General features: G+C 42.0%; 33 protein-coding genes and 1 pseudogene. 22 read left to right on the top strand and 12 right to left on the bottom strand.

Annotation, left to right across the window (positions count from 1 at the left end):
- Window positions 1-59 precede the first annotated feature (59 nt).
- The gene (locus CDG76_RS00610; RefSeq protein WP_094347190.1) at window positions 60-266 is read left to right on the top strand and encodes a type II toxin-antitoxin system HicB family antitoxin; all 207 of its coding nucleotides are present in this window, start codon (window positions 60-62) and stop codon (window positions 264-266) included.
- 58 nt (window positions 267-324) lie between these two features.
- Here the strand turns inward: CDG76_RS00610 and CDG76_RS00605 are convergent, their stop codons facing one another.
- Together CDG76_RS00605 and CDG76_RS00600 are read right to left on the bottom strand one after the other, a co-directional pair.
- Window positions 325-654 (bottom strand): Txe/YoeB family addiction module toxin, encoded by a 330-nt coding sequence (locus tag CDG76_RS00605; RefSeq protein WP_094347189.1) that lies wholly within the window; start codon window positions 652-654, stop codon window positions 325-327.
- Window positions 655-663: 9 nt separating this feature from the next.
- On the bottom strand, window positions 664-951 hold the full coding sequence (locus tag CDG76_RS00600; protein WP_094347188.1) for a type II toxin-antitoxin system Phd/YefM family antitoxin: 288 nt from the start codon (window positions 949-951) through the stop codon (window positions 664-666).
- 210 nt (window positions 952-1,161) lie between these two features.
- Here CDG76_RS00600 and CDG76_RS00595 point away from each other — a divergent pair, with 210 nt between their 5' ends.
- On the top strand, window positions 1,162-1,545 hold the full coding sequence (locus CDG76_RS00595) for a hypothetical protein (protein ID WP_094347187.1): 384 nt from the start codon (window positions 1,162-1,164) through the stop codon (window positions 1,543-1,545).
- A gap of 239 nt (window positions 1,546-1,784) precedes the next feature.
- On the opposite strand, the pseudogene CDG76_RS00590 reads toward CDG76_RS00595, so the two are convergent.
- Window positions 1,785-2,084, bottom strand: a pseudogene (locus tag CDG76_RS00590) (hypothetical protein); the annotation flags it as partial.
- Between the two features lie 166 nt (window positions 2,085-2,250).
- Between CDG76_RS00590 and CDG76_RS00585 the strand changes: the two are divergent.
- On the top strand, window positions 2,251-2,610 hold the full coding sequence (locus tag CDG76_RS00585) for a hypothetical protein (RefSeq protein WP_223265086.1): 360 nt from the start codon (window positions 2,251-2,253) through the stop codon (window positions 2,608-2,610).
- Entirely contained in the window at window positions 2,607-3,014 is a 408-nt protein-coding gene (locus CDG76_RS00580; RefSeq protein WP_094347185.1) for an HNH endonuclease, read from the top strand. Before CDG76_RS00585 ends, CDG76_RS00580 begins: the two co-directional genes overlap by 4 nt.
- 225 nt (window positions 3,015-3,239) lie before the next feature.
- Here the strand turns inward: CDG76_RS00580 and CDG76_RS00575 are convergent, their stop codons facing one another.
- Window positions 3,240-3,728: a hypothetical protein gene (locus tag CDG76_RS00575; protein ID WP_094347184.1), complete on the bottom strand. Its 489-nt coding sequence runs from the start codon at window positions 3,726-3,728 to the stop codon at window positions 3,240-3,242.
- A 163-nt stretch (window positions 3,729-3,891) separates the two neighbouring features.
- On the opposite strand from CDG76_RS00575, the gene CDG76_RS00570 reads away from it, so the two are divergent.
- Complete coding sequence (locus CDG76_RS00570; RefSeq protein ID WP_094347183.1) at window positions 3,892-5,820, top strand: serine/threonine protein kinase; 1,929 nt, start codon at window positions 3,892-3,894, stop codon at window positions 5,818-5,820.
- A 319-nt stretch (window positions 5,821-6,139) separates the two neighbouring features.
- On the opposite strand, the gene CDG76_RS00565 is transcribed toward CDG76_RS00570, so the two are convergent.
- From CDG76_RS00565 to ndhL, 4 genes are all read right to left on the bottom strand, one after another.
- Window positions 6,140-6,808 (bottom strand): heterocyst differentiation related protein, encoded by a 669-nt coding sequence (locus CDG76_RS00565; RefSeq protein WP_094347182.1) that lies wholly within the window; start codon window positions 6,806-6,808, stop codon window positions 6,140-6,142.
- A 236-nt stretch (window positions 6,809-7,044) separates the two neighbouring features.
- Entirely contained in the window at window positions 7,045-7,872 is an 828-nt protein-coding gene (gene trpA, locus CDG76_RS00560; RefSeq protein ID WP_094347181.1) for a tryptophan synthase subunit alpha, read from the bottom strand.
- Window positions 7,873-7,967: 95 nt separating this feature from the next.
- Entirely contained in the window at window positions 7,968-8,279 is a 312-nt protein-coding gene (locus tag CDG76_RS00555; protein ID WP_094347180.1) for a DUF3007 family protein, read from the bottom strand.
- Window positions 8,280-8,303: 24 nt separating this feature from the next.
- Window positions 8,304-8,516, bottom strand: coding sequence for an NAD(P)H-quinone oxidoreductase subunit L (gene ndhL, locus CDG76_RS00550; protein ID WP_094347179.1), 213 nt, complete (start codon window positions 8,514-8,516; stop codon window positions 8,304-8,306).
- Between the two features lie 1,120 nt (window positions 8,517-9,636).
- Between ndhL and CDG76_RS00545 the strand changes: the two genes are divergently transcribed.
- On the top strand, window positions 9,637-10,959 hold the full coding sequence (locus CDG76_RS00545; RefSeq protein ID WP_094347178.1) for a hypothetical protein: 1,323 nt from the start codon (window positions 9,637-9,639) through the stop codon (window positions 10,957-10,959).
- A 12-nt stretch (window positions 10,960-10,971) separates the two neighbouring features.
- Here the strand turns inward: CDG76_RS00545 and CDG76_RS00540 are convergent, their stop codons facing one another.
- Entirely contained in the window at window positions 10,972-11,892 is a 921-nt protein-coding gene (locus tag CDG76_RS00540; RefSeq protein ID WP_094347177.1) for a lysylphosphatidylglycerol synthase domain-containing protein, read from the bottom strand.
- Between the two features lie 342 nt (window positions 11,893-12,234).
- Here CDG76_RS00540 and CDG76_RS00535 point away from each other — a divergent pair, with 342 nt between their 5' ends.
- On the top strand, window positions 12,235-12,801 hold the full coding sequence (locus CDG76_RS00535; RefSeq protein WP_094347176.1) for a DUF6658 family protein: 567 nt from the start codon (window positions 12,235-12,237) through the stop codon (window positions 12,799-12,801).
- A 99-nt stretch (window positions 12,802-12,900) separates the two neighbouring features.
- Window positions 12,901-13,494, top strand: coding sequence for a hypothetical protein (locus CDG76_RS00530; RefSeq protein WP_094347893.1), 594 nt, complete (start codon window positions 12,901-12,903; stop codon window positions 13,492-13,494).
- A 261-nt stretch (window positions 13,495-13,755) separates the two neighbouring features.
- On the opposite strand, the gene CDG76_RS38920 is transcribed toward CDG76_RS00530, so the two are convergent.
- Together CDG76_RS38920 and CDG76_RS00520 are read right to left on the bottom strand one after the other, a co-directional pair.
- A complete protein-coding gene (locus CDG76_RS38920) occupies window positions 13,756-13,887 on the bottom strand; it encodes a hypothetical protein (protein ID WP_262984293.1) in 132 nt (43 codons plus the stop codon).
- Window positions 13,888-13,899: 12 nt separating this feature from the next.
- Window positions 13,900-14,772, bottom strand: a complete 873-nt coding sequence (locus CDG76_RS00520; RefSeq protein WP_094347174.1) for an S-methyl-5'-thioadenosine phosphorylase — start codon at window positions 14,770-14,772, stop codon at window positions 13,900-13,902.
- A gap of 114 nt (window positions 14,773-14,886) precedes the next feature.
- Between CDG76_RS00520 and CDG76_RS00515 the strand changes: the two genes are divergently transcribed.
- Window positions 14,887-16,020 carry an RNA-guided endonuclease TnpB family protein gene (locus CDG76_RS00515; RefSeq protein WP_094347173.1) on the top strand — a complete coding sequence of 378 codons (1,134 nt, stop codon included), beginning with the start codon at window positions 14,887-14,889 and terminating at the stop codon, window positions 16,018-16,020.
- 289 nt (window positions 16,021-16,309) lie between these two features.
- On the top strand, window positions 16,310-17,440 hold the full coding sequence (locus tag CDG76_RS00510; protein ID WP_094347172.1) for a metallophosphoesterase family protein: 1,131 nt from the start codon (window positions 16,310-16,312) through the stop codon (window positions 17,438-17,440).
- A 77-nt stretch (window positions 17,441-17,517) separates the two neighbouring features.
- Here the strand turns inward: CDG76_RS00510 and CDG76_RS00505 are convergent, their stop codons facing one another.
- Window positions 17,518-18,750, bottom strand: coding sequence for an FIST signal transduction protein (locus tag CDG76_RS00505; protein WP_094347171.1), 1,233 nt, complete (start codon window positions 18,748-18,750; stop codon window positions 17,518-17,520).
- On the opposite strand from CDG76_RS00505, the gene CDG76_RS38915 reads away from it, so the two are divergent.
- From CDG76_RS38915 to guaA, 12 genes are all read left to right on the top strand, one after another.
- Window positions 18,749-18,883: a hypothetical protein gene (locus CDG76_RS38915; protein WP_262984292.1), complete on the top strand. Its 135-nt coding sequence runs from the start codon at window positions 18,749-18,751 to the stop codon at window positions 18,881-18,883. The genes CDG76_RS00505 and CDG76_RS38915 overlap by 2 nt on opposite strands.
- 241 nt (window positions 18,884-19,124) lie before the next feature.
- A complete protein-coding gene (locus tag CDG76_RS00500) occupies window positions 19,125-19,370 on the top strand; it encodes a Calvin cycle protein CP12 (RefSeq protein WP_094347170.1) in 246 nt (81 codons plus the stop codon).
- A gap of 483 nt (window positions 19,371-19,853) precedes the next feature.
- Window positions 19,854-20,450 (top strand): DUF3177 family protein, encoded by a 597-nt coding sequence (locus CDG76_RS00495; protein ID WP_094347169.1) that lies wholly within the window; start codon window positions 19,854-19,856, stop codon window positions 20,448-20,450.
- Window positions 20,451-20,487: 37 nt separating this feature from the next.
- Entirely contained in the window at window positions 20,488-20,784 is a 297-nt protein-coding gene (locus CDG76_RS00490; protein ID WP_094347168.1) for a DUF7734 family protein, read from the top strand.
- Window positions 20,785-20,916: 132 nt separating this feature from the next.
- Window positions 20,917-21,192 (top strand): BrnT family toxin, encoded by a 276-nt coding sequence (locus tag CDG76_RS00485; protein ID WP_094347167.1) that lies wholly within the window; start codon window positions 20,917-20,919, stop codon window positions 21,190-21,192.
- Window positions 21,176-21,421, top strand: a complete 246-nt coding sequence (locus CDG76_RS00480; RefSeq protein WP_094347166.1) for a hypothetical protein — start codon at window positions 21,176-21,178, stop codon at window positions 21,419-21,421. The genes CDG76_RS00485 and CDG76_RS00480 overlap by 17 nt, the downstream gene beginning before the upstream one ends.
- A gap of 392 nt (window positions 21,422-21,813) precedes the next feature.
- Complete coding sequence (locus tag CDG76_RS00475; protein ID WP_094347165.1) at window positions 21,814-22,038, top strand: DUF433 domain-containing protein; 225 nt, start codon at window positions 21,814-21,816, stop codon at window positions 22,036-22,038.
- 19 nt (window positions 22,039-22,057) lie between these two features.
- The gene (locus CDG76_RS00470) at window positions 22,058-22,285 is read left to right on the top strand and encodes a hypothetical protein (protein WP_143853997.1); all 228 of its coding nucleotides are present in this window, start codon (window positions 22,058-22,060) and stop codon (window positions 22,283-22,285) included.
- Between the two features lie 38 nt (window positions 22,286-22,323).
- On the top strand, window positions 22,324-22,596 hold the full coding sequence (locus CDG76_RS00465; RefSeq protein WP_094347163.1) for a hypothetical protein: 273 nt from the start codon (window positions 22,324-22,326) through the stop codon (window positions 22,594-22,596).
- The gene (locus CDG76_RS00460; protein WP_094347162.1) at window positions 22,593-22,970 is read left to right on the top strand and encodes a clan AA aspartic protease; all 378 of its coding nucleotides are present in this window, start codon (window positions 22,593-22,595) and stop codon (window positions 22,968-22,970) included. Before CDG76_RS00465 ends, CDG76_RS00460 begins: the two co-directional genes overlap by 4 nt.
- Before the next feature lie 142 nt (window positions 22,971-23,112).
- A complete protein-coding gene (gene cbiD, locus CDG76_RS00455) occupies window positions 23,113-24,228 on the top strand; it encodes a cobalt-precorrin-5B (C(1))-methyltransferase CbiD (RefSeq protein ID WP_094347161.1) in 1,116 nt (371 codons plus the stop codon).
- Window positions 24,229-24,457: 229 nt separating this feature from the next.
- Entirely contained in the window at window positions 24,458-26,080 is a 1,623-nt protein-coding gene (guaA, locus tag CDG76_RS00450) for a glutamine-hydrolyzing GMP synthase (protein WP_094347160.1), read from the top strand.
- The last annotated feature ends 358 nt before the right edge of the window (window positions 26,081-26,438 follow it).

Here is a 26,438-nt window from a genome sequence, read left to right as displayed (position 1 = left end):
CTCCTGTTTTTTTCTAGCGTATAATCAAATCAACAGAAAGTGCCGAACAACAAAAACTTATGAAACGAACTTTTACTGCAAGTGTATGGCAGGAAGGGAACTGGTTTGTGGCACAGTGCTTGGAGATTGATATTGCGAGCCAGGGTCAGACTGAAACTGAGACATTGGCTAATCTTGAGGAAGCTTTGTCACTGCATTTTGAACCACCAGTAGCTACTATTATTCCTCAAATTAAGACACTTCAGGTAGAAATAGATGCCCCTTAAACGCCGTAGGCATCACTCTTTTTCCACCCCAGCTTGTTTACATCACTTAATCATGAAATCAGCGATCGCCATAATGGTATCGCGCCTGAATAAACTCAACTCGGTCATAACTTACTACGTAAACAATCCGGTCAGTTTGAGTGATTCGGCGCGACCATACATTTACATCATAGTATCTCAATCTTTCAGGATTGCCTGTCCCTTCAAAGGGATTCCGCCTAATCTCTTCAACTAAAGATAAGACGCGGAGTGCAGTTTTTCTATTTGTCTCTACCCAGTAGGTAAGGTCTTCCAGAAATCTTCGGTCAAAAACGAGATTGCGTTCTAAATTATCCTCTTGAGAAACTTCAGATTGCGGAAGTGCTTCTGGTTCTAAATTATCCGACATTCAATTTATTTACTCTTCTTCGTAGAGCGAGAACTCTTTACGCAACTCGTCTATAGTTTGGGGCATATTAGTCTTAGCTTTAACACGTTGTAAAGCATCTAAAAGACGTGCTGCATTCTCAGGTGATTGAAATAAGTATGCTGTCTCTATGATGCTGTTAAGTTCCGCAGTAGGTATGACAGATACACTTTCTGCACCTTCACGATTAACAACTACAGGTTCACGAGTGCTAATTGCCTCTTCGTAAATTTTTTCAAAATTATTGCAAGCTTCGGTGTAGTTTGTTTTATTAGACATTTTTTGTTCCTTAATTTATCTGTTACTCTTTGCTGGTAAATTTTTGCACAGATGTGGAAAACATGATTAATCAAGAGTAATTGATACAATTCTAATAAAATCTTAACTGCTCATCAAGCTAAAAAAATATTTAAAGTAATATTTAGTACTAATATATTTTGTTATAACGTTGATGTTGGTATTCTGGCAAATCGAAAGGGGAAAAATAAAGTGTTGAAAGATACTGAACGTTATATTCCTTCAGAAGACAAATATCTAGAGGCGTTCCACTCAATTTATGAGGGATTAACTCTAGGACATAAAGCCATCTTGGATAAGTTGTATCAACATTGTTATTTTATGAAAGATAATCGCAGATTACGTACTTGGGAGTTATCTGAAGCTGCGGGATATAATGGTGACTCTTCTGGACAAATTGGTCATTTAGGTGCAAGTTTTTGCAAATTTTTTGGAGTAAAAGATGGTGAATTTGGGCAACCAGCACTTGCAATAGTTAATTGGTTTGCAGATGAAACGAATGGGTATTGGTACATTGAGCTACTTCCTGAAGCAGCTAGAGCATTTAAGCGTTTTCGCCTCGAAACTATCGAATAAAGGTAATTTAGATAGCACCAACTTAACAGGAAATCCAAATACTGAAGCACTCTTGCGAAAACTACTTCTTCACAATCTCCATGACGTGACCATCAGAAACTCTCACCAAAAAGCCCTTTTTAAACCCAATATCTGCTCAGTAATCGCCACAACGCCATCAACCTGTTGATTAGAAAGTTCTGTTGGGATAATGAGAGAGCGATGTCTACGACGGGCTTACACCTACGCACCTAGTTTTATTACCCTTCTGGTAATTTAGCAAACGCCTCCTCAACTAACCCCTTTGCCTTAGCATCCAAACGCAGCCAATCGACTTCACCCAGTTCATCGATTAAACTAGTATCAACATCAGCAGCTTCCTTGTGTGGACTGTATTCAAGAAAACACACTTCGTAACACAGTTCCCACAAATCGATACTCGCTTCTTGCTGTTGACGCTGCAAACGTAGATGATATCCTAGATGGGGCATCGGCAGACGAGCCAGAGTCTCTCTGATTTCATCCGCTTCTTCGGGCGTTGCAGTTTCCATTGCTTGCATGTTCAGAGTGCGACGCCGAATAGCCCGTCGTAGACATCGGCCGTAGTAACCTAGTAAATATGCTTGCAGTAACTAGTTATACACGATACTTATAAAATTAAACTAATAGATTGATTTGTAGCTAGACTTATAGCTAATAGATTGATTTAAAAAACAACAGAGCTAGATGATGGAAATCACTGTTGAGGTATCTGAGGAGCTAGGACAGCAATTACAGCCGTTCCAAGACCGTTTACAAGAGATAGTAGAACGCGGTCTCCAAGAGTTATTGAGCGAACAGTCTGGCAATTTTCTCGACGAGAAAGAGATTATTGGATTGTTAGCTAGTCAGCCTACATCAGAACAAATTCTGGCAATCCGACCCTCACCGGAATTCCAAAGTCGTGTAAGTGATTTACTAGCACAAAGTAAAGCAGGAACACTTTCAGCGAAAGGTGAAGCTGAACTAGAACGCTATCTGACCATAGAACATCTTGTGCGTATGGCAAAAGCTCATGTCTTCGAGCAATTACGCCAAAATCCATGACTTATGTATCAGCCCAGTTGCGGAAACTCGTAATTGAACGAGCGAACCAAAGGTGTGAGTACTGCTTATTTCCTCAGAGTGCTGCACTATTTAGTTTTGAGATGGAACATATTATTGCCGAAAAACATCGTGGCACTACTGAAGCAGAGAATCTAGCTCTCGCCTGCCCATACTGTAATCGTGCAAAGGGTACTGATTTGGGGTCAATCGATCCTGAAACAGGGAAACTAACACCCTTTTTCAATCCAAGGACTCAAAAATGGAGCGATCGCTTTCAGATGAATGGAGCAGAAATTGCACCATTGACATCAGTTGGGCGAGTAACTGTTGCAATTCTCCAATTTAATCAATCAGAGCGCTTAGAAGAACGGGACAGGTTGATTACAGCAGGTCAGTATTCTTAAGTTTACTCACCGGGCGACTGGAAGTCGCGGCTATACAGACAAAACCCACCTCCGTGGGTTAAAACCATTGATTTTCTCTTAGTCCACGGAGGTGGACTTCTCTGCGAGACGCTGTTCGCGTTCGTTTGTGTAGTAGCGAATTCTATTCGCCAAATACTTTTCAAACATCCTCTAAGAGTGCGATCGCCTGTAATAAAGTAGCAGATGCGATCGCACGTAATTCTCTCAACTCTCCGGCAATTTAGCAAAAGCTTGCTCAACTAACTCCTTTGCCTTAGCATCCAAACGCAGCCAATCGACTTCACCCAGTTCATCAATTAAACTAGTATCAATATCAGCAACTTCCTTCTGTGGTGTGTATGCAAGAAAACACACTTCATAACACAGTTCCCACAAATCGATACTCGCTTCTTGCTGTTGACGCTGCAAACGTAGATGATATCCTGGATGGGGCATCGGCAGATGAGCGAGAGTTCCTCTGATTTCATCTGCTTCTTGGGGTGTTGCAGTTTCCATTGCTTGCAACAGTTCAGTCACCAATGCTTTGATTTCATCAGTGGTGCTAGGCGGCCAAATCAGGACATCGTGGTAAGTTCCTGTCCAGGAAGATTCATCAAGCTGCTTGCGGATATTATCGATAACGCGAATGAAAGCAGGTTGCATGAGGATTTCAGCCTGCTGCCATGCAACTGAATTTGTTATTTTAGGTGGCATTGGTAATAAACAGGGGCACTAAAAGAAAAATAAACAGTCTGCGTTTATTAAAAAGCTGCGTTTTTAATCTAAATCTTTTCTCAAGATAGCGGATTTCATTGAAGAAAATTTGGAGATATTTATTACCAGCTGGAAAATTAGGTAATAACTCTGGGGAGGGAATATGATAGGCAAGCTACTAGACCATCGTTACAAAGTAATTCGAGTCCTCGCGATGGGAGGATTTGGTCAAACCTACATTGCCCAAGATACTAGGCGGCCTGGCAATCCCATTTGCGTTGTCAAGCACCTCAAACCCGGAACTGACTCCAGAGTTTTTGATACTGCTAAACGCTTGTTCAGCAGCGAAGCCGAAACTTTAGAAAAATTGGGCAACCATGACCAAATACCCAGGTTGCTAGCGTATTTTGACGAAAACCAAGAATTTTATTTAGTACAAGAATATATTGAAGGACATACGCTAGCTGAGGAATTTATACCTGGTAAGCGCTGGAGTGAAAGCCAAGTAGTTCAACTGTTGCAGGAAGTTCTGGAGATTCTGGAATTTGTTCATCGCCAAGGCGTGATTCACCGCGATATCAAACCGGATAATATCATCCGTCGCGCCTCAGATAATAAGTTAGTTTTAGTTGATTTTGGGGCAGTGAAACAACTGCGTACACAACTGGTAACAGTGGGCGGACAAGCCTCTGCCACAGTGGTTATTGGCACTCCTGGCTATATGCCCACAGAACAAGGGCAAGGTAAACCCCGTCCCAACAGCGATATCTATTCCCTTGGCATTATTGCCATTCAAGCACTAACAGGATTACAGCCAACAGAATTGCAAGAAGACCCGGAGACGGGGGAAATTATCTGGCGGCATTCAGTAACCGTGAACCATCGACTGGCGGCAGTGTTGTCCAAGATGGTGCGTTATCACTTCAAAGACCGTTACCAAAACGCCACGGAAGCACTGCAAGCATGTAAAGACGCGATTAATCCAGTACCTGCACTTTCCGCACCTCAAGAAGTCGCCAACAATTCCAGTTACCAAGTAGCCAAATCCCAGCCTCAAGTCTCTCGGCTGCAAACTATTGCATTTGCACCAGCAAATCCTATCCCTGCCAAACCTGCGCGTAAAGACTCTAACAAATCCGACCCCTGGCCGATATTAATTGGCATATTACTGGCGGGTGGTGCGGCTGCCTTGGTAGCAAATGTATATCCAAATGTGAAAAATTTAGCTTTAAATCTTACAGGTAAGGATACCGCCTTAGCAAACAAATGCTCGGCTATTGTCGTCGGAAATTCTAATATCCGTTCTGAACCTAGTTCGATAAATTCTAATAATATTGTGCAAACTGTTGCTAATAACACCAATTTCGAGGTGACTGGCAAGCGAACAAAACGAGGTTGGATAGAAGTTAAGCTTAAATCTGGTCGTTTGGCTTGGGCATACTCGGATGTGATAACTAATAATCAGGAATGGGGTTCTTGCCTACGTGAAAAGGGCATTGCAACTAGGATTGTAGATGATAGTACCCTGATTGCGACTCGAACAATTTCTCAGCCAAAACCAAAATCTAAGGATGTAGTAACTCCATTACCAGAAAAGCCGAAGGGGTCAACTGACCATGCTGATAAATCAGAACGATCGCAGCCTAATGATAACAGTGCCAATATTGTAGAACAAGCAAAAAAGAAGTATGATTCAGGAGATATAATTGGAGCGATCGCACTTTTAAGATCGGTTCCGGCAAATGCAGCTTCTGGTATCCAAGAAACAGGTAAAATGATTGCCCAGTGGCAGGAAGATTGGGCAAAGGCGGAGGCATTATCTAATGAGATCAACAAAGCAATAGATGATGGGAAATGGGATAAAGTTTTAGATTATAGAAACCATCCAGAAAAGTTGCCTAATACTCAATATTGGCGAAATAGAATAGAACCATTATTTAAAAAAGCAGCCGAAAATCTGGCAAAACAGGCACTAACTGAGCTAGAAAATCAAGGTAAGCAGAAAAATACCCAACAGAAACTTCCCGATCCTAACCAAGCTGAAACCACACAGAGTCCCAATACCACAGAAACTCCTAAAAGCAGCTTTTAACAGTTATCAGTAAACACAGTTATTCCTTGTTTCCAGCTTCTTCTGATATCATGTCCGCTTGATTACTTACTAAACCCCAAGAACCCCACCCCGCCAAAGCTGCGCTTTGTCTCCCCTCCCGAAGAGCGGGGAGGGGGTTGGGGGTGGGGTGCAATGCCTGTGGGAATCATAACTAATTATGCGGACATAATATGACTGGGAATGACTAAACGAGGGCTGTCGCCTGCCGGATTCGCAACAGTAGCTCAATAAATCTCGTTTCCAAGTTATACCTGGAAACGAGATTTTAAATAGGTATTTATCTGTGGTTTTATTTTCCCTATCCGTGCATTTCGTCGTATTCTTGGGCTTCAACTCGTCTTGCTTCCATCCGCGAAGCAGGCAGAAATTCAGCACGACGGACTGGAACCAAGGGTGGCGTATTTCCTTGGTAAGGGTGAATAACTTGTACAGTACGGGCTGGACGCTGCCGTGGTGAAAACAAAGCTAATACCCCAGCGACAACAACACCACCACCAATAGTGAGAGTTGCGCCTCCCACAGCCCAAAGCACGGGTGAAGACCACCAAGCATTTTGCGGCTGGAATGTTGCTGCTGTTTTTGGCTGGTTATTCTGCTGGGCTAATTGCCACTGCTGCTGAGTATTGAAATTTTGGACTTGGCCCTGGAGTTGTTGATTTTGCAACTTTAGCTGTTCATTGTCGTTTTTTAAACGCTCCAGCTGCATCTGCGTGTTCAGCTTCTCCATCTCTAGGCGCTGGTCAGTATTGGGAGCAGTCGGTGGCTGAACCTGACCAGGATACATTGGTTGCCCATAAGGCCCGTAAGGATACATTTGTGGCTGCATTCCTTGGGGCGCTACTACACCTGGCATTTGTGGAGCAACAGCGAAGTTAGATTGTAGAGGGGTATTGGTTCCTTTGAGCAATACGAGAGCCGCCAGCCCAGCTACGGCAACCCCACCGATAAATGCCATACTCTCACTCATCGCCTTTGCTCCTCGATTGCGACGTAACTATAATCATTTTTGACTGACTCACTCTCACACTCATAAATTATGCCTACTTAATTTCACATAATACTCAAACTATAAGCGACTCTATCAGCTAGTTTTTTTACATCATCATATCTGATGTTAATATTCAAGACCATAATGGTCAAATTGTCTACCAAGGAAGGATAGAAAAACTACACTGTTATACTTTTTTAATCTACTTTCTCAGTCTAATCAAGAGAAGTATTTGTGCTGGTGTTGGTCGTCTTGATGGCTGCCTTGAGACTTTGGCAAAATTGGGCGATCGCATTTAGTCCCTGCTCTGGTGTCCCTTCTGCTAACCGTTTGACAACAGCGCTACCCACGATCACACCATCTGCGCCCCATTCCATTACCTGACGGGCTTGTTCAGCTTCAGATATTCCAAAGCCGACTGCAATGGGTTTATCAGTAACACTACGAATTTGTTTGAGTAAATCGGACACGCGGTTTTCCAGTTGCGATCGCACCCCTGTAACCCCAGTCACGCTGACTAAATAAATAAATCCTTGGGAAGAACGAGCGATCGCTTCTATCCGTTCAGCAGAACTGGTGGGAGCTACCAATAAGATTACATCAATACCCATCTCACTAGCTGCTTGGAGCAATCCTGCTGCTTCCTCTAAGGGTAAATCAGGTATTACCAATCCTGCGACCCCAGCCGCAGCAATTTGCCCAAGAAATTTTTCAATTCCCCGGTGCAAAATTGAGTTGTAATAGATTAACAGAATAATCGGCGATCGCAATTTGGGAGTAATCCCTTGCAGCATCTCTAGCACCTGCTCCAATTTCGTACCCCTTTGCAAGGCGCGGGTAGCAGCAGCTTGAATGACTGGCCCATCAGCCAGAGGATCGGAATAGGGTATACCCACTTCAATAATGTCGGCTCCATTACGATCTAGAACCTGCAAGGCCTTTGCTGTTGTTTCTAAATCTGGATCGCCAGCAGTGATAAACGGAATCAGAGCGCACTCACGATTGTGCCCAAGGGTTTTAAAGCAATCAGAAATTGCAGTCATTAGTCATTAGTCATTAGTCACTTGTACTGAGCGAAGCCGAAGTATTGGTCATTGGTCATTAGTCATTAGTAAAGGACAAATGACTAATGACAACTTTACACCTGAGATTGCTCTTCTTGTTCTATTTCGGCTTGAATTCGTGCTAGTTCTTCGGGAGTAAGCTCGTCTAGCCGCTTTTGCAGAAAGTCTTGCTCATACTGTTCCCGCTGTTGGTGGTAGGTCATTTTTTGTCCCACCGCACGGAAAAAATAGGTGGCTAACCAGCCAACTAAGGCACTGACGAGCAAGACTTGGCTCCATATACCAGCTTTTTGATTATCCAAACCGACTAGCTGCAATCCTAAGTATGCCAAGCCACCGGCAATAAAAACACCCAAGCCAATTCCAATCGCGTCAATCCGTCGCATGAGAGTTATGACCTACCAATCTCGTTAAACTTGAACTTGTCGCCGTTGGGGTCGGAAATTTGCAAACGGCGATAGAACCAACAGACCCGGAAAGAAGAAAAACACCAAAAAGTACATAAAGACACGCTCAATGGAGCTAGCTACATACCAACGCTGCTTCAGGTACAGCAAAACAGCAATGGGGATTACCAGAAGGTAAGCTCCAGCCAAAATCAGATATAGCAGGGCGACAATCATAACTTTCAAGTCTTAAGCATCTGTTTTCCATCATAGGCTGAAGAGACAGACAAGAGAGAAGTATAGTCATAATGCTTTCAACATAACTGTGCCAGAATTCCTCGAAACCGCTAACTAAAGAGGCGAAAGCGCAGCTTTGGCTGGCTGGAGTACTTTTACTGTAGGCGATTCAACGGATTTAATGACAAAAGCTAATATCATGCTATTATGTGAATCCACTAGCAAAATGCTCTGGTCAGACAGATCGAAAATTCATCCAGATTATTACGAGAAAACTAAGAAGACTTCCAAATCTCTGAAGCGATCGCAAAATCTGGAAAAAATATTTTCAATCTAGTTGGACAAAAGACACAATTGATGGTGGAATAGATAAGGAGGTATTTGCTACCTCTAAAAAATAACTAGTTATACTAGTTGCAAAATAGGTGCGGGGGTGTGGCGGAATGGTAGACGCTACGGACTTAAATAATTGAGCCTTGAAGGAGAAATCCCTCAAGTGGAAGCTCTCAAACTCAGGGAAACCTAAATCTGGTGACAGACATGGCAATCCTGAGCCAAGCCGAAGAAAGTCCTGAGTCATGAGTAATGAGTGCTGAGTAAATTTAAAACTCTTAACTCCTAACTCCGTAACTCATAACTGTTCGGAAGGTGCAGAGACCCGACGGGAGCTACCCTAACGTTAAGTCGAGGGTAAAGGGAGAGTCCAATTCTCAAAATCTGAGTTGGCTATTGTCATCAGGTAGCAGTGAAAACTGCGGGAGAATGAAAATCCGTTGACCGTAAAAGGTCGTGTGGGTTCAAGTCCCTCCACCCCCACTAAAAATTTAATACCGAAAGGCTTCGATAGAAGTTATGGGCGGGTTAAATCTAAATCATAGATTAACTCGCCCATATAGTTATTTATTTATGTATGGTCTTTTATGGTTACAAGTAAGTAATTTCACTGAACTATTTGATGAAGTATTAAACAATTTGTCTTTAATACTTTATTTATAGTCTTAGTTCATCAAATTTGTGTAAAAAGATTACTGAATCTCTGACGAATAGATTGATGCTACTGTTCACCAAGGTTAAGCTGGTAATAATATGAACAGGAAGCCTTTTTGTCCTGATAACTGAAATGACCGCTAATCGTTTATCAATTACTCAGGAAAATCCCCATTGTGCTACGTCTAACTCTAGTCAACTAGATGTGCAAACTGCCCAAGAGGAGGTTTATAGCTTCTTTGTGGAAATTGTCAAAAAATTGCCACCAGAGGATGTTTTACGTGAATTCAAAGGTTTGTTTATAGACGGTCTTGATTCCGAATATTCTGATTATATACCTGGAATATATAGTGTTTTTCTAGATGAGCATGAACAGGAACTATATAATACACTGAAGCGCTGCTGTTACATCATAGTTAATAATTGGAAAAGTAATCGAAAAGACAAATATATCCAAGATTTAGTTAATTTATTTGTTAATGAAAATCTGAAAATTAAGGACGATAATCCTCCAGTAGTAAAAACTTGTAAAATCTGGTTAGAGAATTTTGTCAAGAGCAAAGATTACAAGGAACTTAAATTATTTGCTACTAAATATGAAGAATCATCTAAAGGTCATTGGGCTAATCGCTACACTTCCTATTTATTGATCGATCAATCTGTTAATAATAAGAACCCTAAAGAACAACAAGAGGCTGCTAGGAGGCTTTCTAAACAGATAAAAGAGAAATTCAAGTTTGAACTTGCAATGTATATTGCTCGTTCTCAATCTGCCGTTTCAAGCACAGCACGCTATAAAAATCCCAGTATTTTGGGAGACCAAGCTCTGCGATTAATAAAAGCAATTGTCTTAAAAAGAGGCGTATTTAGTCATGATAATATTGCCCATATATTTATTAAGCAAACTGAAAATCAAACTCTGAAAGAATTTAAAATAAACCTAGAAAAATATCTATTCTTTTCTGTAGAAAACCAAACATCAGTCGAGACTTGGCGGCAGCAGTTTGCACATAGCTTATCCTTATGGAAGACGGATTATAATCAAGAAATTATCACTAAAGAATTTTTCTTGAGAACCTGTAATCGAGTGATTGATTACTTTACAACAGAAAATGCTAAAGAGCCTTCAGAATTATTTATCTTATTAATTAGTCAAGGTCATGCTCTAACCTTGGTAATTATGTTATTAAAGATTATTTTGATTTCTAGAAATTCCCGGAGACACTTAGAAACTCGGATTGCTCATTTGATTCGTTTTTACGAAAACTATTCCGAAGAGGAATGCAAAGGGGTAATAAATTTTATCGAGATTTTTAATATCACGTTTGCCATTTATGCAGAAAATGTAGAATATAACTTGATTAAGATGGAAGAAGAGGAACAAAGCAGTAATCAGCAATTAAATCTGGATGGTTATCGTGTATTTTCACAGATGAAGGTAGATAGACAAAAATGAGTTTTATCTGATTCATGATTTCGCAAGACGTTCGTCTAACCAAGCCAGAGCAGCACCCGCAGTTTCAGCTAGAATACTAATGAGGCGATATAGAGCGATCGCACTAAATACTAAGGCAGCTGGAAAGTGGTGTCGTAAAAGTTCATACGCAGTCGCTTCAAACACACCTAATCCCCCAGGCGCACCCGGTATAACGAATCCCAACAACCAAGCGCAACTAAAAGCCCCTAACAACAAAGGAATTTGATTGGTATTCAACGAACCCAAGGCGAACATAGTTAATATAAACCCAGTGGCGCGTAGTCCCATAAAGCCCACTTCTCCTAACAAAGGACGTAAAGGGTAGCTTTTAAGACTGAAGGGAACAGTTGGTTGAGTAGTAGCAGCAGACTTTTTTGCTTTTAATTTGTATAAAAAGCGAATAACGGGGTTCAAAAACCAGGGATGAATCGCACCAAGGACTACAGCTAAACTCAGAAATTGTAGTATTTGTATAACAAGGGTAGTATTTGCTGCTGCAAACTGGCTACTGCATAGGACAATGATGATTAAAGCAGCCGCTAGCATAAGTAGGGGTTCTAGTAAAACGCTTAAGGTGGCTGCACCTGTAGGAATATTGGCATTTTTGGCGGCGACAATTCGTCCGTAGTGATGCCAGATATTACCTGGTAAATACTTCGCGATGTTCGTTTTTAGGTAAACCTGGATGAATTGGGGAGATGATACAGGTTGATTTAACTCTTGCAAAATCCAAGTCCAGATCCAGCCTGCCCAAGTATGAGCTAGTAAAGTTACCCCTGTAGCGATCGCCATAATTGCCCATCCTACATCATCAATGCGGATAGCTGTCACCTCAATCCAATTATCCTTCAGAGCTTTTCCTAAAAAAAACAGCGTTCCCCCCAAAATTATCCAGCGTAAAAATTGCTTCATGAATTTAGTCATTTAACGTTGAGAGCAACAAGGCTGAATCCCTCAAATCTTATGGTGTATCAGCTATATATCCAAATATTTTGAAGTATCAAACAACTTGATGTAGTTCTTTTTACGAAAACTATATTACTTTATTTTATATCTCTCTAGAGTTAGATAAAAATATTATTTTTATACTCATTAAAATGTAGCCTGCGCTAGAGGTAAAGAGCATTTTATTATTCATATCCTGAATACAGGTTATCGAAAGTGAGCGAACCAAAACAAGCACAATAACTTGCTGACCAATCCAATGATTTCAGCAAATTGTTAGTTTATTAATATTTTGTAAGGAGGACATACGTGAACGCTGTGAGAGTATTCTTGAAACAAATAAGATTGCGCCAGATATTAACTATCTTTTTAGCTGGACTATTGTTGATAGTTAGCACTGCTTGTAGTGGGGCAAATGCTCAAGGTGCAAATCCGCAAAATCCTGCTGTACAAGCCGGTGGAGCAAACAACCCTTATAAGAATGGTGGAGACAAGTATAGCAACTACAGAATGTCTACCGATCCGAAAATAGCAAACCCAAAAGCCAGTCAGGGACGCGACCAAGCTAGCTTACAACCAAGTTCGCAATTGTTGATTGCTACAAATAGAGAATCTGAGATACTTTATCCTGGTGGCGAGACACCAGCCGGTCGAGTCCAGAAAGAAGCAGAACTGCCATTGATTACAGATAAAGACTTCCGTCAGCCTGAACCCGGTGGTTTGATTCAGAATGAATCAAATGTAGGAGATCGGGTTAAAGATCGGCTTGACACTGTAAAAGGGGCTATTGAAGAAGCTTCCGGCTTTTTGAAAGATAAAGCAGATGAAGCGGGTGCTAGACCGGAATTACAAAAAAATCCCGCAGTAGGCAGATAGAAGCCTTATTTTGTCTCACTGCTTGAGATTTAAAATAGCTTGCGAATGCTATCTTGGTTGAAGTTTAACTTAGTCACAAAAAAGCAAGGACTTAAAAGTATGAAAAAAGCAATGACTTGGCTGAAAAATATTCGTCCCTTAAAAGTTTTAACAGTTTTTTTGGCAGGGATATTCTTATTTCTGACACAAGCTTGTGGTGCCCCAGGAATAGCAACACAGCCACCACAGCCTGATGCTCAATCACCTTATTCCAAACGATACGATCCCACAAAAGATTATCCACTCTCTTCTCCTGCTGGTGGAATGAATAACTTTAGTGATGTAGAACCCAGAGGCAGATTAGACGAGAAAGCAGCGACTGACAGAGCTGATGCGCTAGCGAAAAATGCTCAAAAAAATATTGATCGCAAGGGAATTGACAGCCCAGGGCAATATGGCGAAAATTACAAACAAGGTACACCCCTTGGTGAAAGAGTAAAGAACCTGGGTGAAGATATCGGCAGTTCAGCTGAAGAAGTTCGCAAAGGCGTTGTTAAGGGAACTCAGCGAGGAATTGAAAATCTTAAGGGTAATACCCAGAATGCTGCCGAAGATGTGACAACAAATGTTCAGCGTGGGGCTGAGGATGCTGGAAAAAATGTTCGGCGTACAGCTGACGATGCAGGAAACGCAGTGAAGAAGGCGGTTGATTGAAATTAGTCATTTAATTCTTGTAAAAATTTGAAAGCGCCCACAGACTTATAGTCTGGTGCTACTAAAACAAAGCCTGTCCATGCAGGCTTTGTTTTGGTTTGAGATGGGGTTTAATTCCCTTAAACTTAGGAATTCAAACAAAGTTCAGCCCTGAAGGAAATTTGCAGTTGGGTAAGACTATTTTTCCGAATCTGAAGTCTCGTAGTGGCGGCTATCAAAATAAGGAACAAGCAAAGCTTTATAACAAAAATTATGATTTTGTCAATGAAAATCATGATTTTGGTGACGACAGCTTATATATTTACGGGCGTAGGCGTAGCCCGTCGTAGACATCGCTCTTGCTGTAATCTGAGAAAGTGCGTTACCGAACAGCCCGTCATAAACATCGCTCATTCATCAGCAATACTACAAATACTTCTGCAACAATAACCCTAACTTTTCCTTCGTCGCTGCTGGCGCTTTATCTAATTGAGTCAAAATCGCATACTGCAACGCCGAATGCGCCTCACTCGGTGGCGGATTTTCACTCAAGCGCCGCACAGTTTCTTGAATCACCTTTTGAGCATTCACAGCATTCCGCAGCAAATTGCCAATCACCAATTCCACCGTCACACTGTCATGGTCTGGATGCCAACAATCATAATCTGTCACCAGCGCTAAAGTTGCATAAGCAATTTCCGCTTCCCTAGCCAACTTCGCCTCTGGTAAATTCGTCATCCCAATGATTGTTGCACCCCAACTGCGGTAAAGATTCGATTCTGCCTTTGTGGAAAAAGCTGGCCCTTCCATGCATACATAAGTGCCGCCGCGATGAAGAGTAACTTCTGGTAAATTGAGAGATGCGATCGCATCTGCCAAGACAGCAGCCAAATTCTTACAAATCGGATCGGCAAAGGCAATGTGAGCCACAATTCCCTCACCGAAAAACGTTGAAATCCGATTTTTCGTTCTGTCAATAAACTGATCTGGCACCACCATATCCAGTGGTTTCGCCTCTTCCTTCAAGGAACCCACAGCACTAGCTGAAATTAAATACTTCACACCCAATTGCTTCATCGCATAGATATTAGCGCGAAACGGTAACTCAGAGGGTAAAAGCGTGTGATTGCGGCCATGACGCGCCAAAAAAGCTACTAGTGTACCATCCAAAGTCCCCAGAATCAAAGCATCAGATGGTGAACCAAAAGGAGTCTCGACTCGCACCTCTTCGACATCTTTGAGGGCATCCATTTTGTAAAGACCGCTACCACCTATAATCCCAATACTAGCTTGAGCCATGATTCTGAACCTGTTCTTTGCTAATCTGCTCAGTTATTTTATCGAAAAGGGGAGTAGCAGAAAACAAAGCGATATCTACGATGAGCTAGGCGATCGCATTGGGAGCAAGCGGTATTGCTTGCCAAGTCGTTTGGTTGTGTACGCTGGTTTTACAACTTTGCACTTAATCTAACTGGTGAAGCTTACAGGAATACAGGTAAGGGATTAAGTCGCAACGACATCATTAATTTACTACCTTCTTTGAAGAAAGAATATGAGTGGCTAACAGAACCACCTTCTCAATGCTTACAACAAGTCGCATTAGATTTGTCCAGCGCATTTTTGAACTTTTTTGAAAAGCGGGCTTTGTACCCAAACTTCAAAAAGAAGGGGCAAAAACAATCTATCCGATTCCCACAAGCAATTAAATTAGATGGCGACTATCTCACTTTGCCAAAACTAGGTAAGGTATACTGCAAAGTATCTCGGTTGCCGGAAGGTAAGCTGAAATCAGCTACAGTATCACTTGCTCCCTCTGGTGAATACTATACCGCTTGTCTTTATGATGATGGTAAAGATAAACCTGTTTCATCGTCAGAAGGTAAAGCTATTGGCGTAGATATGGGAATAACCTATTACGCTATTACATCAGATGGAACTAAGCATGGCAATCCCAAATACTATCGCAAATACGAGGTGAAGTTAGCCAAGAAACAAAAACAAGTTAGCCGCAAACAAAAAGGATCTAGTAACTGCAACAAAGCACGGATTAAAGTGGCTATTGTTCACACCAAAATTACTAGATGCCGTGAAGACTTTCTACACAAACTAAGTTGTAAATTAGTTGACGAAAATCAAGTCATAGTCGTAGAAAATTTAGCAGTTCGCAACATGGTCAAGAATCCGAAGTTAGCTAAATCAATTAGTGATGCTGGTTGGGGACAATTTTGTACCATGCTAAAATACAAATCCGAGTGGGAAGGGAAAATATATATTGAAGTAGATAGATTTTTCCCTAGTTCAAAGACTTGTAATCACTGCTTGCATCAAATAGATAACCTCAGTTTAGATATTCGTACTTGGCAATGTCCCGATTGCAAAATGACACACGACAGGGATATTAATGCCAGTAAGAATATTAGAGATGAAGGTTTACGACTTTTAGCGGGAGGGCATCTCGCTACTGCTTCTGGAGAAAGAGTCAGACCAAGTAAAGGCACTGCTTTTACAAGGCATTTTTCTGTGAAGGAAGAATCCCCACGCCAATAGGTGCGGGGAGTTGTCAATACCCATTCATTATTTATTCAGGTACAGATAGCAGCGATCGCCCACTTATTCGAGCATTAATTAATAATTTTTAGCAATCAAATTTCCGATAATTTTTGGAGATTAAATGCTTATGATTAACCCTTAAGTCAATTGTCACCATAGTGTACAATCGATGCTTCATGTATACAAATGTTAAGTAGACGCACTCCTACGCAGGGAAACAAAGCAAGCGTTATACTTTTGGGAAAAGGCTTATTTTAACCCCTGCTTTTAACATTTTCATAAATCAATGACTCTCAATTTTCGCTTTGCCGTAGTCAGCGACTTACACCTGGCACTTCCTCACACAATCTGGGATCACCCTAGCCGCTTTCATCTGGTAGAAGTAAGTATCTCAGCATTTAAAAGTGTACTAGAACATTTAACACAACTCGATTTAGATTTCTTGTTGTTGCCAGGAGATTTAACCCAGCACGGCGAACCAGAGAACCACGCCTGGTTGCAACAATGTTTAGCCCAACTGCCTTTTCCTGTCTATGTAGTTCCTGGTAATCATGACGTTCCTGTGCTGTTGGCCGATCGGCAATCAATTGCTTTTGCGGATTTTCCCTACTATTACACGAAGTTTGGCTATGACGACCCCCAGCAGATGTACTACATTCGTCAATTGCTGCCTGGAGTTAAGCTGATTGGACTAAATTCTAACTCCTTTAATGACCAGGGAGAGCAAGTGGGGTGTTTGGATGCCAAACAGCTGCGGTGGTTAGAAGAGGTGCTAGCAGCATCTGGTGATGACTTAGTTTTGGTAATGGTGCATCATAATGTGGTGGAGCATTTGCCCAATCAATCGAACCATCCACTGGCACATCGCTATATGTTGTCCAATTCAGCAGAACTATTGCAGCTGCTGAGGCGCTACGGAGTCAAGCTAGTATTTACCGGGCATTTGCACGTTCAGGATATTGCTTACTCAGATGGAGTATATGATATTACGACTGGTTCTTTAGTGAGCTATCCTCACCCTTACCGAGTGCTAGAGTTTCATCGGGATAACCAAGGTAAAGAATCGTTGCAAATTTTATCCCATCGCGTAGAGTCAGTGCCTGAGTTTCCCGACTTACAACAGTCATCACGGCAGTGGATGGGCGATCGCTCTTTCCCTTTCCTAATCAAGCTACTAACTCACTCTCCATTAAACTTACCGTTATCACAGGCAAAAAAAATAGCTCCTGGTTTGCGCGATTTCTGGGCAACTATTGCTGATGGTGATGCAGTATTAGATTATCCTCATTTTCCCCCAGAAGTGCGGCGCTATATTCAGACATATAGTGCAGCATCACAGCCCAATCCAGGTATCGCTACTAATGGAAATTTGACAATGATTGATAATAACAGCACACTTTTGCTGAATAAGAGTTAGGAGTTAGGAGTTAGAAGGTGATTCAATACTCACCACTCAGCACGGGCTAAACGCCCCGCTACCGCTAACAGCACTCATTACTGATTTTGGCGACAAATTCCAAATGCTGAAGTATAGGCGTGTAAGAAGGTTCTGCCACCTACAGGGCCGATTTCACCGCCACAGAAAAAGCCACCTACAGGAATATCGTTAAGGTAGCGCTGAAATAATTCAGAATCGAAGTTGGGTTTTCCATAGAGTCCTTCACCTCGCCCCAGACAGGAAAACATTAAAGCAGCTACAGCAGAGGGTTCAGATTCTCGTTGATGTTGATAACTTTGGAGGAGTAATTCGAGGTCTTCAGCAGAGGCTTGGGCATCGCGTAGATGGAATTGCAGCCTTTGACCAGGACGGACGCGATCGCCAATTGCGATCGCCCCAGCATTTGGATCGACCCCAAGAATACCACGTATTAAAAAGTCTCCTTGCTGCAAAGCCAGCTTAAATTCATCCATTGCCACACCAACAAACAGAGAATGCTGTGCTAAAATCCGTTCTTGTTCGCTGAGACTAGCAATCAAATCTCGCAATACTACCAGAGGCACTTTCTCATCTAACTCTAAAATAATATTGCGATCGGCTTTTGTAACTTGTAATGGCTTGCCAATTGGTCGGCATCCTTGGGCGACAATCGTTTCCAAAACAATATTGCCAGTCAAAGCTATACCAACAGTGCCCTCCCGATACAAGTTTTGCTGTTCCTCACCGTTAGTATCGTTACAAAAAAGGGCAACACGACCACCCATACCTCCACCACTAGCCTGTCCTCCCACGATCGTCGATCCTGGATAAGCAAAATCCAGTCCCTGCAACAAATCGTTGATTCCAGAGGCGAAAGAACTAGACAGCAAAATAAACTGCGGTGTCGGTGATGGTGGTACACCGATCAAATCAAGCCAAGCATCTGGTGAACTGTCTAAGTCAGGTAATTCTTCAGCAACAACATGAAAAACTTGAATCTTCACTCCTGGAAGGTGTGCTAAAGTCAAGCTAATAGCTGGTTCGGCTTCCAATTCTTGGGTTTCTCCGCTAACTGTCGTCCCAATTACACCACCACCACTACAGCCAATTAACACAGGCACAGAAAGTTTTTCAGCTAACAAGGGTAACAGTCGGGAATACTCACTCGCAAAAGCAGACGAAATGAATACCAGTCCTAGATCCGCAGGTACTGTTAACGATGAAACGGCTCGTTCTACCACATCTGTAACAGCGGCTTCCAGAGAATGACGGGTTGATAGGGCATTTGCCCACTGCATTTGGTCTGCCATGAGTTTTGAGCTTCTTTCTCTTTTTAGGCTAGTAGATTTTGACTTTTTATTTTGGGAAGAATTGCATCTTACAAGAATTGATGCCAGCCCTTTGTCTCCTCCATCCCAAGAAGCTGGGGTTGTCATTCCCTAATATAGGCATCTAAATATATTGTATGATTATTTATCTATGCTACTAATTCCACAAAATCTTAAAAAATAAAGGTAAATGCATTATAGATGCGGTAGCTTGCTGTATTGGTTATAAATCAATGGGCTAAAACACTAACTTATGATTGGCTAAATGGTTAGAATGGTTATTAATCAAGCGAAAAACTGCCATTTCTGAACATTTTCTATACTAGTATTAACAACACACAACGAGACTAAAGCTAATGACCAACATCCAAGAAACAGCAAAAGGCGACATCCAAGAGAAAATCCATGAAGAAGTGGAACAAGCGCGTACTGTCTGTGATATTAACGGTAGCAACTCACCAGAGTGTGCTGCTGCTTGGGATGCAGTAGAAGAATTGCAAGCCGAAGCTTCGCACAAGCGCCAAAGCAAGCCAAAAAACTCTCTAGAACAGTATTGTGATGACAACCCAGATGCAATTGAATGCCGGGTTTACGACGACTAGAAATTGAGGCAACTGGATTTTCTGTTGTTTGGTCAGCAAATAATCAGTATTGACTAAAGAAGACGCCTAGAGTGAAGGACGTGGAAACTCACCAATGTCCTCCACTCGCAAGCGTTTTATTTAGAGCTACCGATTTTAGTCGTAGAAACAAAAAATAAATTCCTTATTTGAATCAATAGGCTTCTTCCAAAGGGATAAGTTGCGATTTTCATAAATTAAACAACAAATTAATTGTTAGTAGGGGCGTACAGATGTACGCCCCTATAAATTTTTTATAATACTCGTGACTTCTAGTCATACGAGGTTCAATAAACTATTATCAAGAAGAATTCAGGATGAATGGGAGTTCGACTGACTCCTGAATAAAAGGGTTTAATATCCCTGCCTTATTTAGCAGTCTACAATCCATTAGTGGTATAAAATCCTACTTGATTGATTATTTGAACTCCTGACCTCTTTTTTATCTATTGTTTGAGAAAAAATATGGACTATGATATTTGGTTTCGACCTTTCGTCTGGATTGATTACCGACTGGCAGTATTATTTCTGGTAATTATTCCGCTAATTCTTCTGATCTGGGCATTTGTACAAAAAACAGAAGGCATACAACGCTTATTGGCTATATACTGGCGAGTCTCAAGCTTGGTGGCAATCACGATTTACTTAATGATTGCTCAATATCCAGTTAGCTTTATCTCTGGGTTGATAGCTCAGATTTTGATCCCGATTTCGCTGTGGTTCTGGGTGGATATCAACGATGAAATTGAGTATCAAACCAGTGGAACTTTGAAATTTCTTTTTACCTCTTGGCGCTGGGCGACAACTGTTTATTGTTTTTTGGGCGCACTAGCATTTATACCTTTTTTGGGCTGTGCTTTTTCTGGCAATATGCTGAAGACTCCCTATTGTCGTGTCTGGTTTGAGATTCCGTTATTATTCAAAGAATATTTTCATGCTAACAGCAAGGCTGAGTTCTTAGGTTTTCTTGGCATAACTAGTTTAGTAATTTATATACTTTACTTAAGCTATTTTGTTTTGGTTAAGTTGGGCAAACAGGGACGTTCAGCCACACCACAGTAACTGTCGTTGTTCCACCTTAACCCCTACTTAAAAAAAAATGAATTCCATTGGCAAGCGACTGGAACAATACACCGCTAAACGCACCAAAGAAGTCCTAATTGTAACGGTGGAAATTGCTGATGCGCAAGATACAATTGCTATTTTCAAAGGCTTTTCTAGTTCTTTGATGCGTCCTACAGCATTTGATGCAGATGTACCAGTTTTACCAGATGGAGCAAACATCCTCAAAATTGACCGAGTAGCCAGTCCTTATAATCCTGAAGCACCCCGTTACATTCAACAAGGACTCTCTTGGGAAGCTATGGAAACTCTATTATCAGAAGTAGGAGTCTAACTAATTCGTAATGAGGCTACTACGGCGCTAACGTAATTCGTAATTTTGCGGTAAGGGTGACTTTGAGATTGTTGATGGAGCATCGTTACAGTGCTGCTAAACTTCAAAAGAAGGTGGCAGGAAAGATTTTGCATGGAATTTGAGTGGAACCCGCAGAAGGCAGCGTTAAACTTTGAGAAGCATGATGTTTCCTTTCAGGAAGCTTCAACTGTATTTAATGACCCTCTATCTGTAACTTTCCCTGATCCTAATCATTCCATTAGAGAAAACCGCTACGTTATTATTGGCATATCTGGGTTTGAACAACTTTTGGTTGTTGCACATACCGACCGAGGAGAAAAGGTAAGAATTATTAGTGCCCGAAAAGCCACTCGACACGAGAGGAGATTCTATGAAGAGGGAAGTTGAAAATGAAATGGAAGACGAATTACTTTCTGAGTATGATTTCGCTCAAATGGAGGGGGGAGTTAAGGGCAAATATATTGAGAGATATCGTGCAGGGACGAACTTAGTGCTTTTAGATCCCGATGTTGCTCAAGCTTTTCCCAATGATGCAGCCGTGAATGGAGCGCTAAGGATGTTAATCCAGGTTGCCCAGCGTCAGCAACTCAACACTGGGGTGCAGCAGACGGAATAGAAATGGTCAGTGAGAGTTCAAAGTTACTTGCTCCCGCTGATTTGAGCCAAACTAATCCTGTATGCATAGGATGAATGGCAGCCTGGGAGCAACGCGAAAAAGTGAGATCCTCGTGAAAAGAGCAGGGGAGGCAGGGGGAGCAGGGGAGGCAGNGGGGATGCAGGGGAGGCAGGGGAAGAGAAAGAAATAAGTGTATTTAGAGCTATAACGGTCATAAAAAATACTAAAGTTTTCTCTTCACTCCCCCTGCTCCCCCTGCTCACAAAATCGCATTGCTCCCTGGCAGCCTTTGCTTAAGGCTATCTAAATGTAGAATTTGATAAATATATCAATTCTGTCATTCTACTATTACCTCCTACTCGCATTGATTAAACAGATATCTTGACTAATTTATGAATTACCACGATATTATTACGATTGAACCTGGAAAACGCAGTGGTAAACCCTGTATCCGGGGAATGCGAATCACTGTTTATGATATTTTGGAGTATCTTGGTGGTGGAATGACTGAAGCAGAAATCCTAGAGGATTTTTCTGAATTAACTTCTGAAGATATCAAAGCGTGTCTAGCTTTTGCTGCTGAACGTGAGAAGAAGTTATTTGTGGTATCCCCGTGAAACTTGGAATGAGGGTGGAATGGAGATCATAACTGTCAGTGAGCTTGAAAGACGGTTAAATAAAGATGTAACTAATAAAGCACAAGGTATTAAGTACAACTTCTTTTCTAATCTTTCTAGTTCTGTTCAACAACTCACTGGCATCAACCAATTTTTTACTCATACACTTTCATTTCTTACTGATTATGAAGTAGCTTGGCTCTATCTAACCGTAGGCTCTGAGCGAAGCAAAAAGCCCGTAGCCTAAAATAGAAAAATTAGAGGCGTGAACACGAAGCTATTTCTATGACAGTTTACCAACCCCGCTACGGCAAAGAAGAATTCGCTCGACGTGGCGATGAGATTTATGAATCTCAGGTGCGCTCACAGGTTGAAGCAGATAATCATGGTAAGATTGTGGCGATCGACATCGAAACCGGAGCTTTTGAGGTCGATGCTAGTGAAATCGCTGCCTGCGATCGCCTCGAAGCCCGTCACCCAGACGCTCAAATCTGGATTGTCCGCATTGGTTCTCGCTATGTTCGTCGATTCGGCGGACGCATGAAAAAAGCCGTATGATCGCCGGAATCGTTAACGCGGATTTTGAACCGATTATTTCACTTTCCGTTTGTGGTTCCGATGGCAAAATTTACACACAAGATGCGATTGTGGACACAGGCTTTAACGGTTGGCTTTCACTGCCTCCAGATTTGATCGCTCAGTTGAATCTGAGATGGAAGAGGCGAGGACGAGCCATTCTTGGAGATGGGAGTGAATGCGTTTTCAATGTCTATAAAGCAGTTTTACTTTGGGATGAAGATATTCTGACAATCCCGGTTGATGAGGCTGATTCAGAACCACTCGTCGGGATGTCCCTGATGGAGGGTTATCAGCTAATGGTGCAAGTATTTGAAGGCGGTCGCGTCGAACTCAGCAAAGTAAACACGGTCTAAATTGCCCGTTGCACGCCGACCGTATTGAGGGAGGTAGAGAGGGAACGTTATTCTAAAGGAAGTAAGCTACAGTTGATGTCTAAATTGCCGTCTAAAATTGTCTTTATTTTTGAAGAATTATTTTAACTTTTAAATTTACAAAATGTCCCGTTCTGGATACACACTCCCAGTATTTGCGTGTGCTGCTGCTGTTGCAGCTTTACACTGGTTACACGATCGCAAACCCCTAAGCATAGCATCAGTAGATTTGATTGAACCCGCTCAAATTGCCGAAATCCCCATTGAACAGGTAGCAGGATTATCTGAGAATACAGCTTTAGCGATCGCTCGCAGCGATCCCGGTGATAATCTCGATTTGACTAAAGATACACCGATTTGGGCATTGGTGGAATGGCGAGAACAGGGTGATGAAGCAGTAATTATTAAAGGTGGCGAAGGGATTGGTAGGCAATTAAATGCTGATGACAAGCCAGCTATTTATGCTTACGCTCAAAGGCTGTTGCAAGAGAATTTGCAACGAATGCTAGCACCTGGGGAAAAAATCACGGTGACGATTATTCTACCTGAAGGGCGATCGCTAGCTGTTAGAACTTCCAATTCTGCCTTTGGTGTGGTTGAAGGACTTTCCCTTTTAGGCACTACCGGCATTTCTCAACCCTTAAGTACACCAGATCAGCTTGCAGTTTTTCGGGCAGAATTACAAAATAAAGCCAGTCGTTTTGAAACTTTAGTATTTTGTATCGGCGAGAATGGTCTAGATTTGGCGCGTAAACTAGGGATTAATCCCGATCAATTGGTCAAAACTGCTAACTGGCTCGGCCCAATGTTAGTAGAAGCTGATGTGCTGGGTGTCAAAGAAATCTTATTATTTGGCTATCACGGGAAGCTGATGAAACTGGCTGGGGGGATTTTTCACACCCATCACTACTTGGCTGATGGACGGCGAGAAATTTTGGCAGCGCACTGTGCGATCGCAGGTTTAAAATTACCAGATATCCAAGCTGTGTTTAACAGTGCAACTGCTGAAGCAGCACTAACACACCTAAAATCCCTAGATGCTGCAACTGGTAGTGATTGGGTAAATCAAGTTTACAGTGCGATCGCCGCAACTATCGATGTTCGTGCCCAAGAATACATCCAAAGTCATAGCGAAAGCGGCACAAAAGTAACAGTCTGTGGTTCTCTTCTCTTCGATCACGATCGCAAAATTATCGTGAAGAGTAAAACTGCTGGTCTGTTGATGGGAAAACTATGTTAATTTATTATGAATAATCGTAAACAATCCAAAAAAATAATCCTTTAAGTAACCACTCTAGGGTAGATTTATCGTTTTAATACCATCTCCAACTCCGGGGTTTGACAAATGCACGTAAACTAGCGTTTGTCAAGGCTTTCTATACCGTTATCAGTCTATCCAGGCTGAATAATAGCATCACCATAAGACCACAAAGCATCTATTTATCCTTAACAGATATAACACTCCCGTCATGAATACAGCGGTGACTCTACCAACAGAACAAGCGCCCCAAACATTAGAAACTTTTGGGCGGCTTGATCGCCAATTGATTGTAATTCTGGATTTTGGCTCTCAATATTCTGAGTTGATTGCCCGTCGCATCCGCGAGACTCAAGTATACTCCGAAGTTTTATCGTATCGCACTACTTCTGAACATTTGCGCCAACTCAATCCCAAGGGAATCATCCTCTCAGGTGGCCCAAGTTCGGTTTATGGTGATAAAGCTCCTCATTGCGATCCAGAAATCTGGAATTTGGGAATACCCGTCTTGGGTGTTTGCTATGGGATGCAGCTAATGGTAAACCAACTCGGTGGGGAAGTCGCAAAGGCCGATCGAGGTGAATACGGCAAAGCGTCATTATATATTGATAATCCCACAGATTTGCTTACTAATGTCGAAGATGGCACCACTATGTGGATGAGTCATGGAGACTCAGTTACTCAAATGCCATCAGGGTTTGAATTGCTCGCACATACAGAAAATACTCCCTGTGCTGCGATCGCCGACCACGAAAGGAAACTTTACGGCGTTCAGTTCCATCCAGAGGTGGTGCATTCTGTAGGTGGTATAGCATTAATCCGTAATTTTGTCTACCATATCTGCGATTGCGAACCTACTTGGACAACAGCGGCTTTTGTCGAAGAAGCAATTCGAGAAATTCGCGCCAGAGTTGGTGAAAAACGGGTGCTGTTGGCGCTGTCTGGGGGAGTGGATTCTTCTACCCTGGCTTTCTTGCTGTATAAAGCAATTGGCGAGCAACTGACTTGCGTGTTTATCGATCAAGGCTTTATGCGAAAATATGAGCCAGAGCGATTGGTAAAGCTGTTTCAAGAGCAGTTTCACATTCCTGTTGAATATGTTAACGCCCGCGATCGCTTTTTAGCTAGAGTTGCTGGGGTAACAGATCCTGAAGAAAAACGCCGCCGCATCGGACACGAATTTATCAGTGTATTTGAGGAAACATCCAAGCGCCTCGGTCACTTTGACTATCTAGCTCAAGGAACTCTTTATCCAGATGTGATTGAATCTGCTGACACCAACGTTGATCCCCAAAGTGGTGAGCGGGTAGCGGTGAAAATTAAGAGTCATCATAATGTTGGCGGTTTGCCCAAAGACCTAAGATTTAAATTGGTCGAACCACTGCGGAAACTATTTAAAGATGAAGTCCGCAAACTTGGACGTTCCATTGGTTTACCAGAAGAAATTGTTCAACGGCAACCTTTTCCTGGGCCTGGTTTAGCAATTAGGATTCTGGGGGAAGTTACATCTGAGCGGTTAAATATTTTGCGCGATGCCGATTTGATTGTACGGCAAGAAATTAACCAACGCGGTATGTATCATGATTTCTGGCAAGCATTTGCTGTATTGCTGCCAATTCGTAGTGTTGGCGTTATGGGAGATCAACGTACTTACGCTTACCCCATTGTTTTGCGAATTGTCACCAGTGAAGATGGCATGACTGCTGATTGGGCGAGAGTGCCTTATGATGTCCTGGAAGTGATTTCTACTCGAATTGTGAATGAGGTAAAAGGGGTGAATCGAGTGGTTTATGACATCACCTCTAAGCCACCTGGAACCATTGAATGGGAGTAATCAAGTTTTGAGTTGACTTAACTAAAAGCTCATTACTTTTTGCTATGCTTCAGATTACTTCCAGGAGTTTATATTCGCATACAGCAGTTTGCAAGTTAATAGTCAAGTATATTACTTATGACTCCTAATTCTTGACTGGATCTGGAGCGTCTTCGGCTCCGTTTCAATAAGCTTGAGTTAAGGGTTATTGGTGTAGATAATTGGTCTTTAAAGACGCGATAAATCGCTCTCTACATCTGGGTTTTGTGCTTATCTGAACTGTATTGATTTAAAAATGACAATGCCGAACTGACTAGTTTTAAGACTCGGTATTGTCTATTTTTTTTGACTTTTTTCAAGCTCCATCAAAATCCAAGCC

Origin of the sequence: Nostoc sp. 'Peltigera membranacea cyanobiont' 210A, from assembly GCF_002246015.1 — a bacterium.
Classification (GTDB): Bacteria; Cyanobacteriota; Cyanobacteriia; order Cyanobacteriales; family Nostocaceae; genus Nostoc.
This window is presented reverse-complemented; position numbering and strand designations above follow the sequence as displayed.